The sequence below is a fragment of the Lactobacillus sp. XV31L genome (assembly GCF_059900865.1).
On record NZ_JBWXGC010000006.1, the window covers coordinates 37,533 to 55,738 of the forward strand.

The 18,206-nt window shown below is 45.4% G+C and carries 17 protein-coding genes, 1 pseudogene and 1 riboswitch; of the genes and pseudogenes, 9 read left to right on the plus strand and 9 right to left on the minus strand.

What is annotated here, in order from left to right:
* The first annotated feature begins 228 nt into the window (after positions 1-228).
* The 4 genes from AC2JF7_RS05245 to AC2JF7_RS05260 are packed head-to-tail and all read left to right on the plus strand — an operon-like array spanning position 229 to position 3,645.
* The gene (locus tag AC2JF7_RS05245) at positions 229-1,104 is read left to right on the plus strand and encodes an ABC transporter ATP-binding protein (RefSeq protein WP_500727647.1); all 876 of its coding nucleotides are present in this window, start codon (positions 229-231) and stop codon (positions 1,102-1,104) included.
* Positions 1,105-1,107: 3 nt separating this feature from the next.
* The gene (locus AC2JF7_RS05250) at positions 1,108-1,845 is read left to right on the plus strand and encodes an ABC transporter permease (RefSeq protein ID WP_500727648.1); all 738 of its coding nucleotides are present in this window, start codon (positions 1,108-1,110) and stop codon (positions 1,843-1,845) included.
* 53 nt (positions 1,846-1,898) lie between these two features.
* A complete protein-coding gene (locus tag AC2JF7_RS05255) occupies positions 1,899-3,047 on the plus strand; it encodes a sensor histidine kinase (protein WP_500727649.1) in 1,149 nt (382 codons plus the stop codon).
* Positions 3,040-3,645 (plus strand): response regulator transcription factor, encoded by a 606-nt coding sequence (locus tag AC2JF7_RS05260; protein ID WP_500727650.1) that lies wholly within the window; start codon positions 3,040-3,042, stop codon positions 3,643-3,645. Before AC2JF7_RS05255 ends, AC2JF7_RS05260 begins: the two co-directional genes overlap by 8 nt.
* 61 nt (positions 3,646-3,706) lie before the next feature.
* Here the strand turns inward: AC2JF7_RS05260 and AC2JF7_RS05265 are convergent, their stop codons facing one another.
* A complete protein-coding gene (locus tag AC2JF7_RS05265) occupies positions 3,707-5,122 on the minus strand; it encodes a C69 family dipeptidase (protein WP_500727651.1) in 1,416 nt (471 codons plus the stop codon).
* A gap of 284 nt (positions 5,123-5,406) precedes the next feature.
* On the opposite strand from AC2JF7_RS05265, the gene AC2JF7_RS05270 reads away from it, so the two are divergent.
* Both AC2JF7_RS05270 and AC2JF7_RS05275 read left to right on the plus strand, forming a co-directional pair.
* Positions 5,407-6,981 carry an ATP-binding cassette domain-containing protein gene (locus AC2JF7_RS05270; protein WP_500727652.1) on the plus strand — a complete coding sequence of 525 codons (1,575 nt, stop codon included), beginning with the start codon at positions 5,407-5,409 and terminating at the stop codon, positions 6,979-6,981.
* A 55-nt stretch (positions 6,982-7,036) separates the two neighbouring features.
* Complete coding sequence (locus tag AC2JF7_RS05275) at positions 7,037-7,243, plus strand: hypothetical protein (RefSeq protein ID WP_500727653.1); 207 nt, start codon at positions 7,037-7,039, stop codon at positions 7,241-7,243.
* A 47-nt stretch (positions 7,244-7,290) separates the two neighbouring features.
* On the opposite strand, the gene AC2JF7_RS05280 is transcribed toward AC2JF7_RS05275, so the two are convergent.
* Positions 7,291-8,592 carry a nucleobase:cation symporter-2 family protein gene (locus AC2JF7_RS05280; RefSeq protein WP_500727654.1) on the minus strand — a complete coding sequence of 434 codons (1,302 nt, stop codon included), beginning with the start codon at positions 8,590-8,592 and terminating at the stop codon, positions 7,291-7,293.
* Positions 8,592-9,170, minus strand: a complete 579-nt coding sequence (locus tag AC2JF7_RS05285) for a xanthine phosphoribosyltransferase (protein ID WP_500727655.1) — start codon at positions 9,168-9,170, stop codon at positions 8,592-8,594. Before AC2JF7_RS05285 ends, AC2JF7_RS05280 begins: the two co-directional genes overlap by 1 nt.
* 71 nt (positions 9,171-9,241) lie before the next feature.
* Positions 9,242-9,339, minus strand: a riboswitch (purine riboswitch).
* A 188-nt stretch (positions 9,340-9,527) separates the two neighbouring features.
* Here AC2JF7_RS05285 and guaA point away from each other — a divergent pair.
* Positions 9,528-11,078: a glutamine-hydrolyzing GMP synthase gene (guaA, locus tag AC2JF7_RS05290; protein WP_500727656.1), complete on the plus strand. Its 1,551-nt coding sequence runs from the start codon at positions 9,528-9,530 to the stop codon at positions 11,076-11,078.
* A 471-nt stretch (positions 11,079-11,549) separates the two neighbouring features.
* Here the strand turns inward: guaA and AC2JF7_RS05295 are convergent, their stop codons facing one another.
* The 3 genes from AC2JF7_RS05295 to AC2JF7_RS05305 all read right to left on the minus strand — a co-directional run bounded on the left by AC2JF7_RS05295 (position 11,550) and on the right by AC2JF7_RS05305 (position 13,849).
* A complete protein-coding gene (locus AC2JF7_RS05295) occupies positions 11,550-11,711 on the minus strand; it encodes a hypothetical protein (RefSeq protein WP_500727657.1) in 162 nt (53 codons plus the stop codon).
* A 208-nt stretch (positions 11,712-11,919) separates the two neighbouring features.
* Entirely contained in the window at positions 11,920-12,774 is an 855-nt protein-coding gene (locus AC2JF7_RS05300) for an SDR family NAD(P)-dependent oxidoreductase (RefSeq protein ID WP_500727658.1), read from the minus strand.
* Positions 12,775-12,880: 106 nt separating this feature from the next.
* A complete protein-coding gene (locus AC2JF7_RS05305) occupies positions 12,881-13,849 on the minus strand; it encodes a helix-turn-helix domain-containing protein (protein ID WP_500727659.1) in 969 nt (322 codons plus the stop codon).
* 414 nt (positions 13,850-14,263) lie between these two features.
* Here AC2JF7_RS05305 and AC2JF7_RS05310 point away from each other — a divergent pair, with 414 nt between their 5' ends.
* Entirely contained in the window at positions 14,264-15,025 is a 762-nt protein-coding gene (locus AC2JF7_RS05310; RefSeq protein ID WP_500727660.1) for a hypothetical protein, read from the plus strand.
* 106 nt (positions 15,026-15,131) lie between these two features.
* On the opposite strand, the gene AC2JF7_RS05315 is transcribed toward AC2JF7_RS05310, so the two are convergent.
* Positions 15,132-15,476: a winged helix-turn-helix transcriptional regulator gene (locus AC2JF7_RS05315; RefSeq protein ID WP_500727661.1), complete on the minus strand. Its 345-nt coding sequence runs from the start codon at positions 15,474-15,476 to the stop codon at positions 15,132-15,134.
* 158 nt (positions 15,477-15,634) lie between these two features.
* Here AC2JF7_RS05315 and AC2JF7_RS05320 point away from each other — a divergent pair.
* A pseudogene (locus AC2JF7_RS05320) lies at positions 15,635-16,656 on the plus strand (zinc-binding alcohol dehydrogenase family protein).
* Between the two features lie 171 nt (positions 16,657-16,827).
* On the opposite strand, the gene AC2JF7_RS05325 reads toward AC2JF7_RS05320, so the two are convergent.
* On the minus strand, positions 16,828-17,376 hold the full coding sequence (locus tag AC2JF7_RS05325; protein WP_500727662.1) for an AraC family transcriptional regulator: 549 nt from the start codon (positions 17,374-17,376) through the stop codon (positions 16,828-16,830).
* Positions 17,377-17,421: 45 nt separating this feature from the next.
* Positions 17,422-18,201: a helix-turn-helix domain-containing protein gene (locus AC2JF7_RS05330; RefSeq protein WP_500727663.1), complete on the minus strand. Its 780-nt coding sequence runs from the start codon at positions 18,199-18,201 to the stop codon at positions 17,422-17,424.
* Between the last annotated feature and the right edge of the window lie 5 nt (positions 18,202-18,206).

Genomic DNA, 18,206 nt, shown 5'->3' on the forward strand with positions numbered 1-18,206 from the left:
GATTAATATTGGGTACAGTTAGGATGCTGTTTTCGCTTTTAAAAGTCTTTGTGAATTTAATTGCTTTTGTCATTTAGCTAAAAGCTCCAACTTTTATCAAATTATTATTTGTCTGAATTTAGGTCCTATTTCTATATGACATTTGTCATCCAAGCTGGTGACAGTTATAACTTCTAACGCAAATGGTCTATTGCTAAACTGGGTACATCAACTCAAAGGAGACAGCTTATGCAGGAAGTTATTACAGTTAAGCAACTTAGCAAAAAATACGGCAGAAAAATGGTTTTGGACAACCTAAATTTTTCTGTTGAGCCAGGAGAAGTGGTGGGGCTAATTGGCGCCAACGGAGCGGGGAAAACAACCCTGATTAGCATGCTGCTGGGGTTGGGGCCTTGTTCTTCAGGTAACATTCAGATATTCGGGCAAGCGCCACAGGCACAGACTGTTAAAGGACAGATTGGCGTCATGTTCCAAGATAATTTGGTCATGAAAAGGGTGCACGCTAAAGAATTGCTGGAATTAGTCCAATCCCTATACCCACATGCGCTGTCAATGCAGCAGCTAGAACAGATTGCCGGCCTAGGAAGCGACCTGCAGAATTATGTCGACAAGCTGTCAGGAGGGCAATTGCGCAAACTGAACTTTGCACTGGCATTAGCAGGCGACCCACAAGTCTTGTTTCTGGATGAACCGACTGCGGGTATGGATACGGCCAGCCGCCATCATTTTTGGCAATATGTTCAAAGACTAACGACGGAAGGCAAGACCATTATTGTGACCAGTCATTACTTGGCTGAGATCGAAGACGTGGCAACGAGGATTCTTTTTTTGAAGGACCACCACCTAATTCATGATGGCTCTTTAGCGGCATTGCAACGCGACTTTAGTCAGAATACGGTGGATTTTGAAACTGACCTAGAGCCGCAAGAATTGCAAATGACGAAAGGACAGTTAGTGGTGCACCAGAATAACCATTACCGTTTTGTTGTGGCTGATGTCGATCGCTTCTTGCAGGAATTAGCACCACAAATGGCGCAGATACATGACTTGCAGATCCAGCAGACCACCCTAGATGACATTTTTGACCAGATCAATGAGGAATAAACGATGAAAACTTTTCTAGTGTTAACCAAAATTAATTTCAACCGATTGATTGTGCGCAATCTACGCTTTTTTACCTTTGATATTTTGCTGCCAGCGGCCTTTTACCTGCTCTTCACCGAGGTTATAAACCAGGGCTTGTCTAACAACTTCAAGCAAACCTACCTGGTCAGCATGATTCTCTTTGCTACCCTGCTGAGTTCTATCAACACTGTTTCCAACAACACGCTGGATGATAAAGACCAGCATTTTTGGCGGTTAATGGATGTTACGCCGCTGGGCAGAGCGACTTATTATGCGTCATTTTTTATCACCATTCTATTCTTAACGGTGGTTGAAGTATTGGCGATAGAATTGGTGGGCTATTTTGCGGCAGGACTCCGCCTATCTATTGCTGCCTGGGCTACGATCACAATTATTGCAACGCTGGGCAGCGTTACATTAATGCTCTTTGGTGCGGCAATTACCTATCTGGGGGATGCTAGCATGGTAAACCTGCTCTCTTCCATGATTGTTTTCCCGGTGGCCATTCTCAGTGGCTTATGGTTTCCGCTAGCGTTGTTTCCCACTTGGCTGCAAAATGTCGGCAAAATGCTGCCCACTTACCAAACCGCCAATATCATTGACCAATTGCTTAACCGACACACATGGCCGCAGTCTTCACTGTGGGGTGAGTTAGTCTGGCTTGTCCTGGGCATTGGTAGTATTGTGCTCTTGCAAAAACTGCGGACTAAAGCCGTATAAGAAATGTTAAACTAATAATTACTAGGTCGTTTGCTTGAGAAAGGATAGATGTAATGGCTTTTATCCGTAAGTATCTTTTATTTCCCCGCCGCTTTAAGTTAGCACCATACCTGTGGCTATTGTGGCTGCTGATTCCCTTGGTGCAGATGTATCCGTATCGTGCAGTCCAGGAAAAAATATCACTAGCTTTACTAGGGATATTTGTCATCTTTTATCGCAACAGCTGGACGGTGACGCCGCGGTTGCAATTTTGGATAACTAGTCAATATCTGTTGATACTGATTCTAACCTACTTAGAAGGGATGCTCTCGCTCTTTTTGTTTACAGCGTGGGTTATTGGATCGTTACCATTGGCAAAGAAGCTCTTTAACCGGTATTTAGCAACATACTATGCCTTTTTGGCGGTGGGTATCGTTATTCTTGCACAAAAAGTACACTTTAGTGCAGCAGAGTTTTGGGCAGCTACCGACCAAGAAGGCACCATTATTGCCTCCCTGGTATTTTTTCTCTTTATCATCCTTTCTCCACTGGGCGGACGTTCCATTCGCAGCACCTATGAGCAATCAGACATCCTGAAGCAGCAAAACAAGCGTTATGAGATGTTGATCCGTCAGGGAGAACGCGACCGCATTGCCCGCGACCTCCACGACAGCCTTGGCCAATCGTTTGCAACCATTACGCTGAAAACAGAACTGGCTTCCAAGCTGCTGTCGCGTGATCCGGCTGCAGCCCGGCAGCAATTAAGTGAAATTGAAACAGCTTCGCGGAATAACCTGACCTTAGTGCGTGAGATTGTTAGCGACTTGCGCCGGGTGACGTTAACCGAAGTATTGGTTAATTTAACTGACAAAATGGCCAGCTTGCACATCTCTTTAGTCACGCACAACGAAGAATTGGCACAGGAATGGCCAGTTGCAATTCAGGAAACGATTGCGGCGGTTCTACAGGAAGCCATGACGAACGTTATGCAGCATAGCCAGGCTGATCAGGTCGCCCTGAATTTTGTCCAGGTAGAGCAGACGGCTCGGGTTGAAATTAACGACAACGGCCAGGGCATTCAGGCGATGCGGCCAGGTTCACACGGGCTGCGCGGGATGAAAGAGCGTGTGCAACAACTACAAGGTGAATTTACACTTACCAGCAACCACCACGGCACCAAGATTGAATTGATTTTTCCACTAAAGAAGCAGAGCGATGATTGAGATTATTCTGGCCGAAGACCAGGCCATGTTGAATTCGGCCCTAACAGCGATACTAAACTTAGAAACTGACCTGAGAGTCCAAGGTAGCTATGACAATGGCTTAACGGCTTGGCGCGCCATTCAGGATCAGCAGCCAGAGGTTGCGCTGCTTGACATTGAGATGCCAGGATTGACCGGCCTGCAGGTTGCGCAAAAAATTAAGGACAAGGGCCTGAAAACGAAGGCGATGATTCTGACTACCTTTGCCAGCAAGGGCTATTTTGAACAGTCTGTGGCGGCAGATGCCAAGGGCTACTTGCTCAAGGATAGCTCCAGCACTGATCTGGTGGTTGCAATTCATAAAGTGGTGGCTGGTGCTACGATCTATGCCCCGGAACTTGTCCAATCGGTATTAAATGGTGCATCAGATCCGCTGACCGTCCAGGAGCACAGGGTTTTGGCAGGAATTGCCGCGGGTTGGACCACTGCTGAAATCAGCAGCAAACTGTTCCTTTCTAATGGCACAGTCCGCAACTATATATCGGCTATTTTCAGTAAGTTGGGGACCAAAAACCGCATTGAGGCAGTGCAGATTGCCCGTAATCAAGGCTGGCTCTAAAAATTTCACACAAAAAAAACAGCAACAAGTCATCTGGCTTGTTGCTGTTTTTGCTTAACTACTAATCTAATAGATCAAACTTAAGTGTCATCAAATTATGGCCTTCCTTAACCATGTTGCCAAGCAATTCAATCGTGTTGTTGTATACTTGGTCAGCCATCTTTTGGTTGGCGGCGGTCAAAGCATCTTCGACACCTTGACCAGAAAGGCCTTCAATTTGCTGGTCAGTTTCATGTTGAATGAAGTGACACTGGGCCTGTGACTTTTGCTCAAAGTCAGTTTCGAGTTCACCGTACACCTTGAAGTTGGTATCGCCGAGTTGGGCGGTCAGCTTGTTCAGCCAGAAAATTTGTTTGAGGTCAAACTTAGGACCAGTCTGGAAGCAAGCAGGCGTGTCGTGAACGTTAGTATAGAAAGGCACCATGCTATTGAAGGTGTTTGGACCAAAGGCTAGCCACTGGACACCAGCAACTTCTGCTGGTACCCCATTGCGTACTTGGAGAATGTGTGTTTCAAAGTTACGGTTGAGTCCAATTGGACGGAAGCTCTTCTTTTGCTCAGGTGTGCCCAAGTCACCGTATGGATCGTAGGGGGTGTCCTGGTAATGAGAACTTTCAATCCATTCAATGTCCTCAACGCTGATCTTGCGGTTGGCGCGGCAGATGAAAGGCTGGTCCTGGTCGCCGGGCTGACCACCAAAGTCAGGGTCAAAGTAATTATGGACAAACCAAGCACGAGGGTTGTTATAGTGGGCATCTTTGACTGTGGAACTGCCAAAGATGTGACGCATGTTGTAGCCTTCAGAATCTGGGTTTAACTGATATTGTGCAATCAGGTCTTCTAAGCCATCATCAGCCATAAAACCATCTTGGCCAAAGTGAAACTCGTCGATGTTTAAGCGGTTGGGTGCCACTACATAAGCATCGTCGGGAATGCGGCGGGCAATCCAGTGGTGGCCACCAATAGTTTCAAGGTACCAGATTTCATTGTGGTCGGCAAAAGCCATGCCGTTCATCTCATAGGTACCATATTTTTCCAGCAGGTAACCTACCCGCTTAACGCCGTCAACTGCCTTGTGCAAGTAAGGCAGGGCCAGAGTTACGAAGTCTTCTTCGCCTAATCCTCCTTGCTCAAGCAGTGGGTCGATTCCCTGGATACGGGCGTTACTGGTAATGGTTTCAGTTGCAGTCATGGCCACATTGGCGGCATTGATGCCGGCCGCAGCCCAAATGCCGCTTTCACCAGACACATCAGGTGCACTGGTGTAACGCAAAGGATTATCTAGCAGATCTTCATCATCAATCTTTTGGTGGCTAATAACACTTTCATAGTGCTTGGGCTGCTTGTCTGGCGTCACAACCTCGAAGCCTTCAGGAATAATTTCGCGGCCGCCGTCTTCGCTCCTGGCGATCAGGGTTGAGCCGTCTAGGGATGCCTTTTTGCCGACTAAGATAGTAGTACATTCTGTTTGTTTCATAAAATCGGTCCTTTCATATTTCATAGTCCTTATTGTATTAAAAATTATCAAGTAATTGCAAAGAAATAAAGCAATCTTTATTAAATTGTTTGTTGTCCGCAAATGAAAAGAGCTTATGGCAAAAGATCAGGAGAACTAGCAATCTTTTGGCCTAGCTGCTAGCGACCACTTACCCAGTAAAATTGACCGCTTACGAAAATGAGCTATATTTTATAAAAAAATTAGTGTTAAATTAAGACTAGCAATTGCAGGGTAAGAAAGAATTTTCAATTAGGGAGAAAATTATGATTTTTAAAAATTATTCACACATTAAATTTTTCTGGTTAAATGTTTTTGGCTTTATTTCTAGTGCTCAAAGCGTTGTTATTGCCTACATGGTCGGAACTTTAACCAATATGGCGACTGCCAAGGAATTTACTAGGCTACCGCAATTGATTGTCCAAGTTATAGTAAGTCTAGTGCTGGTTTTACTGGCTAATTTGCTGTTTAACTATCTAAAAGCAGATGCAATTAAAGAGACCAACGTCAATCTGAGGACCAAGGTACTCAAGGGCATGCTTTTAAATAATAGTGAAGATTCAGCTAATTTAGGCTTTTTGACCAATGACTTTAAGTTATTGGAAACCAACCGCTATGAAGCAGAAATTTCCATCTTGACCTACTTTTATACGGTCGTTTTGGCGCTAGCCTATGCGCTCTACTTGAACCCGCTCTTAACTATCATGTTCTTGGTATGTTCACTTTTGCCGATGATTGCTTCTAATTTTTTGCAAAAGCCAATTCAAAATGCATCTGATGAATGGACCAAGGCCAATGACCACTATGTCAACCAGACTAAGAACACCTTGGCAGGAACCAGTACATTGAACTTATACCAGCAGCAAGAGAATGCTGTCAAGCGCGACAGTGGTGTAATCAATTTACTGGAAACCAAGTTGGCCAAGATGAATAACTTGAAGGACAATACCAATGCCTACCTTAACACTATTGCTATGGGTGGCTCTTTCTTAATACCTTTTTCTGTGGGGGTTATCTTGGTAATTAAAGGCTCTACTACTCTGGGTGCACTTTTTGGCATCATCCAGGTTTCCAACTCTTTTGTCAATCCAATCCTGCAGATTCTCAACGAGCGCAACAACCTGTCCACGACCAAGGGCATCGTTAAGCGGATTGAACAATTCTGTCAAAAGGCTGACACTTATAAGAAAACTGCAACTGCGGCAAATAATAGCTTTGCAGAATTAGAAGTAAAGGGGCTGAACTTGTCTCGGCAAGGCCAGCAGCTCGCTAGTAAGGTTGACTTGGCCATTAAAAAGGGCCAAAAAGTGGCGGTTATCGGGCCATCAGGGGCAGGCAAATCAACGCTATTACAGTTTCTCATGTACGGTGATTATGGGAAGGCTGGGCAAGTCTTGCTCAACCACCAGCAAGTTGCTGCTGGCAGCTTTACCAATCTGTTTGCCTACTCAAGCCAAAGTGCAGTGATTTTTGCTGACTCTTTATCCTTTAACTTGACTTTGGGAGCTGATATTCCGCAAAATAGGATTCTGGCAGTTTGTCAGGGCGTCGGTCTGGGCCAACTGGTCCAAGAAAAGGGCTTAGACTACCAGTTGGGCGATAATGCTGACGAGTTGTCGGGTGGACAATTGTCTAGAATTGAACTAGCACGGGCAATCTTGTCCAAGCGGCCGCTGCTCTTGCTGGATGAAGTTAATGCCTCGCTGGACCGCCAGACCTCTAATCAGGTTCACGACTACCTGTTCAACTTGGACTCAACCTTTATTGAGGTTATCCACCACTATGAACCAGATGAGTTGGCGCATTATGACCAGGTAATCGACTTTAATTCTTATCTTTAAGAAGGTGCAATTCTAAAGTAACTATTATTTTCTTTAGGAGGTAATTAATGCTTTTATGCAAGGGTACCAGTCCAATAAAAGCCGGATGGGAATTGCTGCCTTGATTTTCAGCACGGCGATTGGCATCATGAAGTACACCGACAAGGTTGCTGATCCCAAGTTCAAGGCGGTGGGCGAACAAATGCTGGACACGGTTGAAAAGTTCCTGTGCCGCCCTCAAGCAGCCAGCCGCTGTGCAACTGGCATCATTAAAATTGACTAATTAAAAACGACACTATCTTTAATGGAAAGTGTCGTTTTTAATTGCTATTAATTGTTAGTGGCCAGGTTCTTTTTAGAGCCTAGTCCGTTAAGCAGCAGGTTCAAAATCGTTGCTGACAGGCTGGTTATGACGATGCCGTTACTTAAGAAAAGCTGCACACTTGTCGGCAAGTTCTGAAAGAATTGCGGATAAATTGTAACGCCTAGACCTAGTCCAACCGAGATAGCAATGATCAACACATTGCTGTTGGCACTCAGGTCGACCTTGGTCAGAGTCTTGATGCCCTGAACAGCAATCATGGTGAACATGACCAACATGGCCCCGCCGAGAACGGGCGTCGGGATGATGGTCACCATTGCGCCAATCTTCGGCAAGAGTCCCATGGCCATCAGCAAGCCACCAGCCCAGTAAATAGGCCGCTTGGTTTTGATGCCCGACAGCTGGAGCAGGCCCACGTTTTGTGAAAAGGTGGTGTACGGAAAAGCGTTGAATAAACCGCCGAAAATCTGGGCAATGCCCTCGGCCCGGTAGCCCTTCTTAAGGTCTTCTTCCGTGACCTGGTGCTTGATCAAGTCGCCAGTGGCAAAGAAGACGCCGGTTGATTCCACCATTGAAACCAGGGCAATGATCATCATCGTCAAACTAGACGACCACTCAAAGTGAGGGACCCCAAAATAAAAGAGTTGGGGCAGGTGGAACCAGGAAGCTTCCATGACTGGCTTGAAGGAGACCAGGCCCATACATGCAGCGATGACTGTTCCAACTACCAGACCGATTAAAACAGAAATCGACCGCATGAAGCCCTTGGTCCAAATTTGCAAGGCCAGGATAATGAACATGGTGGCAAAGGCGAGCAGCAGGTTTTGGCCACTGCCGAAACTCTTGGCGTCAGCGCTACCGCCGCCCATGTTTTGGACGGCTACCGGAATGAGGGATAGTCCAATGGTGGTGATCAAGGTCCCAGTCACTACTGGTGGGAAGAGTTTTTTAACCTTGGCAAAAACTCCGGCAATCAAAATAACGAAAATTCCGGCGGCAATGATTGCACCATACATGTCGTTGATGGAGAATTTCTGGCCGATCATCTGCAAAGGTGCTACTGCTTGAATAGCGCAACCTAGAATTACTGGGAAACCGATCCCGGAAAACTTGTTGGTTAAAAGTTGCAAGACGGTTGCTAACCCGCACATGAAAATGTCAATTGAGACCAGGTAGGTCATCTGCGCTGCCGTGAAGTGGAGGGCAGTCCCGATTAAAAGGGGGACTGCGACTGCACCAGAATACATGGCCAAAAGGTGTTGCAGGCCAAGAATAGCTGCTTTTTGTTGACTAACTTCTTTTGGCGCCATTATTCTTCCCCTGCAAAGTGGACTTGACCATTTTCCAGGCTGTCGATTTGGGCAAGTGCCTTAAGGGTAAAGCCGTGGTCTTTTAGCCAAGCGGTTCCGCCTTGGAAGGTCTTGGCTACCACTACTCCTACGCCGACAATATTAGCGCCTGCCTGCTGGGCAATATTAATCATGCCCTTAACGGCTTCGCCGTTGGCTAGGAAGTCATCAATTATCAAAAGCTTGTCTTCTTTGCTGATGAAGTTTTGTTCAACGCAGATTTGGTTGGTAACTTTCTTAGTATAGGAATAAACATCGGCCCAATAGACTTCATCGTTGAGCGTCGATGGCTTTTTCTTGCGGGCAAAGACCATGGGTACGTGTATTTCATAAGCAGCCATCACTCCTGGTGCAATGCCGGAGGCTTCGCAGGTCAAGACCTTGGTGATGCCTTGGTCTTTGAATGTGTGGGCGAATTCTTGTCCCGCTGCCATCATCAGCTCGGGGTCGACCTGGTGGTTTAAAAACGAGTTGATCTTCAGTACGTTCCCTGGCAAAACTTCCCCGTCGCGGCGAATGCGCTCTTCAAATAATTTCACGATGTCCTCCTTGAATCAAAAAAGGCCCTTTCTACCATAACTATGATAAAAAGACCCTGGTAACAGCACGTTATACCGTCTTAATTATCCATAGTTCAGAATTTACGGTTCTGAGTAGAAACTGCCGACCTTATTTCGGCAATATATAGACCGATATTTACTTGTGCCTGCATTCTAACACAAGAAAAAGAGATTGCGCAAGACTAACGTTATCAAGATAAGGTGGAATTGATTTTGGCATATAAGATATAATTCGGCAAGGGGTGCAGTTTTGATCAAAAAGAGTTGACCGTGCTTTTAATTCTTAGTACAGTTGAAGTAATTATTGTTTGCACTATTAAAGGAGACCGGATTGCAGTGAGAAAAAACAAGCACGCTTTTGATGAAATTATTGTTTTGGACTTTGGCAGTCAGTACAACCAATTGATCACGCGGAGGCTGCGTGACTTTGGGATTTATTCTGAATTATTGCCGCACGACTTGAGCATAGCTAAAATCAAAGAGATTAAGCCCAAGGGCATCATCTTTTCGGGTGGGCCCAATAGCATCTACGATGACAACGCACTAAAGGTTGATCCGGCAATCTTTGACCTGGGGATTCCAATTCTGGGTATCTGCTACGGCATGCAGCTGATGTCATACTATCTGGATGGCAGAGTCGAGCGAGCGGACAATTCTGAATATGGCCGTGCTGACATCCAGGTGGAAGAGCCTGAATCAGTCCTCTTTAGCGGCTTGCCGCAAGATGAATATGTCTGGATGAGCCACGGCGACCTGGTTAAGCAGGCCCCGCCCGGCTTTGTGACGGTCGCCTCGAGCAAGAACTGTCCGATTGCCGCTATCGCTAACAACGCCAAGAAGTTTTACGGCATCCAGTTCCACGCCGAGGTGCGCAACACCCAGTACGGGCTGGACATCTTGCGCAACTTCGCCTTCAAGGTCTGCAAGGCGCGCGCCAACTGGACGATGGACGACTTTATCGAATTGCAGGTTGCTGCTATTAAAAAGACGGTGGGCGTTAGGAAGGTTATTCTGGGCCTGTCCGGCGGCGTTGACTCAAGCGTCACGGCGACGCTTCTGCACAAGGCGATTGGCAACCAGCTGACCGCGATTTTTGTCGACCACGGGATGTTGCGCAAAAACGAGGGCGACGAGGTGATGGCGGCCTTGAACCGTGACCTGGGCGTGAACATTATCCGGGTGAACGCACAGGAGCGCTTTTTGACTAAGCTCGCCGGCGTCAGCGACCCGGAGCAGAAGCGCAAGATCATCGGCAAGGAGTTCATCGAGGTCTTTAGCGAAGAGGCGCAAAAACTGCGCGGCGTGGACTTCCTGGCGCAGGGCACGCTCTACACGGACGTGATTGAGAGTGGCACGAACACCGCGCAGACAATCAAGTCCCACCACAACGTCGGTGGCCTGCCCAAGGACATGCACTTCAAGCTGATCGAGCCGCTGCGCAAGCTGTTCAAGGATGAGGTCCGGGTCCTGGGCGAAAAGCTGGGGATTCCGCACGACCTGGTCTGGCGGCAGCCGTTTCCGGGCCCGGGTCTAGGCATCCGCGTATTAGGCGAGGTGACCGAGGACAAATTGGCGCTCGTGCGCGAAAGCGACGCCATCCTGCGCGCTGAAATCAAAAAGGCGGGCCTCGAAGAAGAGGTCTGGCAGTACTTCACGGTGCTGCCTGGCATCCGCTCCGTTGGCGTGATGGGCGACGGCCGCACCTACGACTACACGATCGGCATCCGCGCCGTGACTTCGGTCGATGGCATGACGGCTGACTTTGCCCGTCTGCCGTGGGACGTTTTGCAGAAGGTCTCGACCCGCATCGTGGACGAGGTGCCCAACGTCAACCGCGTGGTCTACGACGTGACGAGCAAGCCACCGTCAACGATTGAGTGGGAATAAAATTAGCCATATTACTTAGATTTGTATGAACTAAATTAGATAAAAACTTATCTACAAACATGGTTGTTTACCAGGACTCTTAGTTATACTAGGGGTCTTTTTAGTCATAAGAGAAGGTGATTGGAATGATGAATAGTCACTTGTTAGGTATCAGTTATAATAATTGGAAGAGAACGTGTGATATGTTCTTAAATCCTAGAATTAAAAAATTCAATCAGACGTATGGAATTGTAAATGAATTTTTGACAAAACACTTTTAAGTTCAATTTTTAGTTGTAGCAAACTGACATTAAAAAAATAAGGCTGTACCAAGTCAAACTAGTACAGCCTTATTTTATAGGCTCTTTAATAAATCCTGTATAGATATCTTAGACTAGTTTCTATGATATGCTATTGGCAGGACTTTTTTGGGTACAATAAAAGAGGCCCTAAGCCCTCTTGCCATATATCTTTTGACACTACTCTTCAGATCTATTTAGGAGTTTGATTATAACCTCTCACTTTAATTATATTAAACTTTTCCTCAACATTAAACACCCAGAAATTAACCAGGTGGTCTTGGAAACAGTTAATAACGTTGAAACTAAAGTCTGCTACTGCACCCTTAAATTGCTTGCCTGTCCTTACTGCCATTCAGCTCATATCTGGCACAACGGCCATGCCCAGGTCAAAGTCAGATACCTAAGCAGCGCTGCCAGTCAGTCCCACCTACAACTAGGGCCAATTTATCTGTAAAATCATACTGAACGGTCATAATTTCCCTCACTTTCTTTACATAGAGTAAACGCACTAGATTACAAGCAGAACCTTCTTACTACCAAGTTCATTCTTTCAAAAAGTATTACTTTGGATAGACGACACCAGCCATTTTTTCGCTTTGATCCCACAAAGAGCGAGCAACTTCAGAATCATTGGCTAACTTATGAGGTTTAGCAATCTTACGTTTATAATAATATTGTCCCGGCTGCCAATCCTTTCCTGGTTGTGTTGTTGCCAACCACACACCAGTGTCTGCTCCTTGATCAGGCGGAATCATGGAAAAAATCCGTTGAGCAAACTTGGACCGAAGAGCAAAACTGTATATTCCATGAATAAACCCTTCTGCTTCTGAAGCAAAGTTTGACAACACATTCCCTGGGTGGAAAGCTACCATAGAGACGCCTGAATTTCCGTATCGTTTGGTGAATTCCTTGGCAAAAAGAATCACTTCTAGTTTTGCATTCCCATAAGCGCTAGTATTACTGTATTTTTTCTCCATATTTAAATCGTTGATGTCTAACTTACTCAAAGCACTATTCCCCACACTAGAGGTATTAATTACTGTAGCGTGTCCAGCAACCAAATTGTCAAAAAGAATCTGAGTCAATAAGAAATGGGCCAAGTAGTTAATTTGAAAGGTCTTTTCAAAACCATCCACCGTTACCACCCGTTTGCCATAAATCCCCCCAGCATTATTAAAGAGAATATGAATCTTCGGATATTTCTCCTTCAATGCTTGACCTAGTTTGCGAACTTCGTCTAACTTCGTAAAATCTGTGACATAGTAAGGAACATTTAGCTCTTTACCCACAGCCATGGTTTTTTTTGATGAACGACCGACAATCACCACCTGATAGCCTTTTTCCTTCATTTGAGTAGCAATAGCTTTTCCGATTCCATCGCTTGCTCCGGTTACAATTACTGTTTTCCCGTTCATAATATACTTCCTCCCATCTCTTTCCATTTAATTATAAAAAGATTGACGCGAAAAATGAATAACATAACGTGCCTTTATCATAGCCAAAAGAGCCATTCATTTGTTTTCATAAAGTTCCCCGATAAGCAGTTATCGTCTGGCCAGTCCAATTCTTAAAGGCTCTGGAAAAAGAAGCCGGTTCCTTATAACCCACCAAATATGCAATCTCTCCGGTAGAAAGCTCTTGGGTGTCCATATAACTTAGAGCTAACAATTTTTGGACCTTCTGCACCAGCTGCGCAAAGGTCACTCCTTGTTCTTTTAATTTCCGCTGCATGGTCCGCACACTAACCCCTAGAGATTTTGCGACTTCATCCCGAGAAAATCGATCACTGGGAATGGCGGTAAAGAGTGCCTTTTCCACAAGATTTAAAAAAGAATGATCTTTCGATAGCTCCTCTAAGCGACGTTTTAACTCCGGCTCCAAGTACTCCCACATCACGTTGTTTTGGGTGATGAACGGTATCTGTACATCCTCTGTGCGAAATACCAAGGAATTGTGATCTGCTAATTCCGGTTGTACCTCTAAATAATCCACTAATAGTTGACTGTACTCATAAGGACTAGTAACACTCACCGGAACAATATCTTTTCCTGTCCCTGTACGTATTAAGCTAAGCAGAGCTAGCTGTTCATTTAACAGAGTAAACCGAGGCATATCAGCACCTTCAATACCAAAACTTAACTGAATGGTCAGCGTTTCTGACTGTTCATCGATAGACACGACTAAGGGACATATCAATTGCTTGTACAAGCCAAAGCGGTGAAAGGCTTCCCGGGAATTTTTCGCACAGAGTGCCACAAAAAAGGGTGGCATAAAGTTATTAATATTCTTCACTTCACTGAAAGCGAGAATTTGTTCATCGGTAATATCCTTGTCTAACTCCCCTAGAAACTTCACGTAATCCCCAGGGGATAGTTCTAATTCTTCCTTCCATAACACGTTGGGAATAGAGGCTCGTTCCAAAAGATCGTCCAGCTGTACTCCAACCTCCTGAATAAATGCTTGAAATTGCTTCGAAATCGTAACTTTCATCTTGATTCGCTCCTTTATATTGCCATGATAATTCTAACTTTCCCTGACAATAATTTTCCTTACTTTATTCTATTATAGGTAATAATTCAAGCAAACGAAATGTTATTAAGCGCCATATGCTTTTCGCTTCGTGCCACAAAATGAATGAAGCCTTTACTTGAAATAGCTCCTGCAGATCACTGTTGCAAAGTAGAATTCCTCTTCTCTTACATGTAATTCATTTAAGGAAATGTTGACAATCTTTATTTTTATAATTGGCAAATTGCAATTTTCGATTGAAATTCTTAGAACAAATTCTTTAACACTGTGATGTTATAAAAATTTAGTATCAAAAACGCCCAAAAGCGTGTATACTATAGGAAATTTCAAAAGGCACCCTTTTGAACAAAATATTTCAGATACGGAGAGGTAATTATGAATTTAAAGAAAAATGCCATCATGTTGGCCGTTGCCGGTTTAACCGCACTGACTCCAGTTGTTAGTCAGACCGCAATGGTACTGGCTGATACGCAAGCTGACCAAACTGCTAAGCCAGATCAAACTGCTAAACAAGATCAAACCACAGCACCAGCTAAGGATTCTGCACAAAAGCCAGCTGAAGAGCCTGCTAAGCAGCCAATCAACGAGCCGATTAAGGGAACGGATTTTGATCCGTCCAACCCGCTGGACCCTGGTTTCAACGGCCCAACTGCGACTGCACCGGCAAAGAAGAGCCCGATCCGCAAGACCAAGGCGTCATGGACGAAGAAGCACAAGAAGGCTAACAATTACTTCAACAAGACTGTCAAGAAGGGCGCTAAGCTGTCCGACAAGAAGAAGCTGAACTTGTACAAGAAGGCCCTGAAGCACCTCAAGAAGAACCACGCTAAGTACGCTAAGCGTTACCGCTCATACTTGAGCGCTGAGATTAAGGCACTCAAGGCCGAGATCAAGGCCGCTAACCAAAAGCCAGCAGCTACGCCAGAACAGAAGCCAACGACTCCTGCTAAAGACGATTCAAAGCCAACAACTGCACCAGCTGCAGACGACGCTAAGAAGCCAGTTACACCAGCTAAAGATGATTCCAAGACTGCAACTACGCCAGCCAAGGACGACTCCAAGACTGCAACGACTCCTGCTGGTTCAACCAGTTCGACGGATCAAAAGCCAGCAGCGACAACGCCAGCTAACAAGTAATTTGATTGATTAAAAAAAGAGGCCCCGGCCTCTTTTTTTGCTGCTTATTTTTCTGAATTATTTTGCGCTTCTTGACTCCGTCTTGCCCCCCTAAGAAATAATGGTCTTAATCATCGTTAACGTGCGTTTGGTTGTATTTTTCGCCCCATTTTTCCATTTCCAGGATTAGCGGGGTAAGCGTTTTGCCCCAGTCGGTCAATTCGTAGCTGGTTCTGGGCGGCACCACCGGATAGGTGGTTTTTGCAATGACGTTGTCGCCTGCCAGTTCCTTCAGCTGCAGGGCCAGCATCCTTCTGGAAATATGGGGCATCAGCCGCTGCAACTCGCTAAACCGGCAGGATTTATTGGTGATTAGGTGGTAAATAATGACGCTCTTCCATTTTCCCGCAATTACTTGCAGCGTGCTTTCGACGGGACAGCCCCGAGCACAATTATAGGCGTGGCGTGGCAAATGATCACTCTCTTTCTGCGGTACACTGCTAATTTTAGCGTTTTATCCGTTAGTATGCTAGGGGAATAAATTGTTACTTAGTAAATAAAAATTCACGTCTTGTTTTTCTCCTGCGGCCAAGTACTATTGAGGGGTAGGCAAAACGCAAAGGAGCAGAAATGAAAGCTATTGGTTTTAGAGAACACTTGGATATTGACGATGAAAAAAGCCTGGTTGACGTAGAGGTGTCCAGGCCCGTTGCAACAGGGCATGATCTTTTGGTATAAACAAGTGCGGTCGCGGTTAACCCGGTTGACGTCAGCATTAGAAAAAACGGTCACGGCGTCCTGAAGGAGCCCCAAGTTATTGGTTGGGACGCTTGCGGAACCGTTGCTGAAGTGGGACAGAGGTTACACTGTTCAGGCCCGGCGCACGCGTCTATTATGCCGGTTCGTTTGTTAGGTCGGGCAGCGACAGCGAGTACCAGCTGGTTGACGAGCGGATTGTCGGCAGCGCGCCCCAGAAATTGACCGCCGCTCAGGCCGCTGCAATGCCCTTGACCGCGCTTACTGCATATGAGGCCCTGTTTGAACAATTGGAATTAGCAATAGATCCGAGCCGAAATGTGGGCAAGACCATCCTAATCATTAACGGCGCCGGTGGCGTCGGCTCTATTGCAACCCAACTGGCCCACCTGGCCGGACTAAAGGTAATCGCAACTGCTTCAAGGCCAGACAGCATTGAATGGACCAAAAATTATGGTGCCGATTTTGTTGTCAATCCCCGCAGCGATTTAGTAAGGCAAGTTAGGGCGTTGGGCCATCAGTATGTTGATTATATCCTTGAATTAAGCGACCTGGACCGGCACTGGAATGAAATGTGCAAGCTAATCAAGCCGGAAGGGCGAATTGTTTCGACCACTGAAAACCTGCGGCCCATTAATTTGCGCGCATTGACTATGAAGAAGGCGCACTTTGCTTGGGAATGGATATTTACCAAGTCTTACTACCAGACCAGCGATATGATTTCGCAACATGAAATTCTCAACAAGTTAGCGACCATGCTAGACAGCGGGTTGCTTAAGTGTACGCTGACTAAAACGCTGACGCCGTTGAATGCGCAAAATTTGCGCAAGGCCCACAAACTGGTGGAGAGTGGTCACATGATCGGCAAGGCAGTTGTAGCAGGCTGGCAGAAATAAAGGCTGCGCCTTAAAAAAGCAATTCTGGGTCAAATTTGCACCCTGAAGCAAAAGGTCGGCTGATCAAAGCAATGCACTCAATGCGCGCAGAAAAACAATAATTATTGAAATGCTGAAAGGCTTCAACGTATTTGGGCAAGATTCTGATTACGATGAAGCTTTTTTAGGTGATTATTGCAGTGGGACGCAAAATTCGCATAAGTGCTGTGCAATTTTGGGATAAGCATAGCGCTCAATTATTGGTTTAGTGCTGTCTATTGGCAGATTGGCAGTTAAAGCGGGAGTGTTGTTCCAGAAGTTTGCTACAGCCTCTGCTGTATGCGCAATTTCAAATATTGCGTAGCGCCCGTTGGTAATTCCACGAGTTGGTAATTCACGGAGCTGCACCTTGTTAGTCACAATGACGCCTACATCGTATCTTTGCTGCTTTGCCGGTGTTTGCATTGGATCATCTAAGGCGATTCCTAGTATGGCAGTATCATTGTTGAACAAGTTGTTTGCTTTTAAGTATGCCTTAAAGTTTTCCATTAGCTGTTTGTTTTTCGCTCCGTATTTACCAATTCTGCGCATATATGCAATTTGGATGTCTTTAAATTCTTCAATAATCAATTGTTGTTTCTCCTGTACTATCAATATTTTGGGGTTGTTGGCACAATTGTAAGTGCAGTTAAAATTTTTTACAACATGGCTTTTAAAATGAAGCATTACTTTTTCTGCCAAAACAAAATCCGCTGCTATAATTCAAGCGGCGGATTTTTAGGTGATTTACTGCAAGTGCTGGTAACATTCCAGGATTAGCAGTGCGTAATTGTTTAACATAAAGGTCGAGTTAAACTGGTTGATGCGTTTGAGACCAGTAAGAAGTGTGTCTAAAGCGCGGTCATACTGCTTTAATTCAAAGTAACTTTTACCCTGCTGAAAGTGGATTACGTTAAGGTTTTCGGATTGGGCGGTTGTTTTAAGAAGAGTGGTATTAACTGTCTTGAAGAGGACAAAGGCCTCTTCAGTTCTTTTTTGCTGGGCGTAGATAAAGCCTAGGGCGTTTACCAGTAGTAGTTCAACGGTATTGCGCGGTACGGGTTGAGTTATATCCATCGTGTAGGAAATAGCGAGTTTAAAGTAGTGCTGGCAGTCGCTTAGGTTGCATTCTACCTGGTAAACGGCACAGCCGTAATAGTAATAATAAATTTGAAAGTCTAAGTCTGAGTTAAGCGACCTAATAATTGTTTGCTGATCAAGGTACTGCAAAAGTTGCTGATATTGGTGCTGGCGACAAAGGTCAAAAGCTGCTTGTGCCAGCTGGTCGTTGTTACCAAAATTTAGGCGTTCTTTTAAGAAGGCATCGTCGATTGAAAGATGCAGCTTGTTGCAGAGAGCAATAAAAATAGCAGCATTGGGAATATATTCGCCGTGCTCAATACTGCTGATCAACGCTTGCGAGCAGATGCCGCTAGCGAGTTCTTGCTGGGAAAGTCGTTGCTTTACGCGGGCGTTTTTGACCAATATACCAATCTTTTGTGAAATCAATTCTTCGTAATTTTGCATGTGAT

Coding starts and splice junctions, on each gene's coding strand:
- AC2JF7_RS05245 (WP_500727647.1), top strand. CDS start 229: ATGCAGGAAGTTATTACAGTTAAGCAACTTAGCAAAAAATACGGCAGA.
- AC2JF7_RS05250 (WP_500727648.1), top strand. CDS start 1,108: ATGAAAACTTTTCTAGTGTTAACCAAAATTAATTTCAACCGATTGATT.
- AC2JF7_RS05255 (WP_500727649.1), top strand. CDS start 1,899: ATGGCTTTTATCCGTAAGTATCTTTTATTTCCCCGCCGCTTTAAGTTA.
- AC2JF7_RS05260 (WP_500727650.1), top strand. CDS start 3,040: ATGATTGAGATTATTCTGGCCGAAGACCAGGCCATGTTGAATTCGGCC.
- AC2JF7_RS05265 (WP_500727651.1), bottom strand. CDS start 5,122: ATGAAACAAACAGAATGTACTACTATCTTAGTCGGCAAAAAGGCATCC.
- AC2JF7_RS05270 (WP_500727652.1), top strand. CDS start 5,407: ATGATTTTTAAAAATTATTCACACATTAAATTTTTCTGGTTAAATGTT.
- AC2JF7_RS05275 (WP_500727653.1), top strand. CDS start 7,037: ATGCAAGGGTACCAGTCCAATAAAAGCCGGATGGGAATTGCTGCCTTG.
- AC2JF7_RS05280 (WP_500727654.1), bottom strand. CDS start 8,592: ATGGCGCCAAAAGAAGTTAGTCAACAAAAAGCAGCTATTCTTGGCCTG.
- AC2JF7_RS05295 (WP_500727657.1), bottom strand. CDS start 11,711: ATGGCAGTAAGGACAGGCAAGCAATTTAAGGGTGCAGTAGCAGACTTT.
- AC2JF7_RS05300 (WP_500727658.1), bottom strand. CDS start 12,774: ATGAACGGGAAAACAGTAATTGTAACCGGAGCAAGCGATGGAATCGGA.
- AC2JF7_RS05305 (WP_500727659.1), bottom strand. CDS start 13,849: ATGAAAGTTACGATTTCGAAGCAATTTCAAGCATTTATTCAGGAGGTT.
- AC2JF7_RS05310 (WP_500727660.1), top strand. CDS start 14,264: ATGAATTTAAAGAAAAATGCCATCATGTTGGCCGTTGCCGGTTTAACC.
- AC2JF7_RS05330 (WP_500727663.1), bottom strand. CDS start 18,201: ATGCAAAATTACGAAGAATTGATTTCACAAAAGATTGGTATATTGGTC.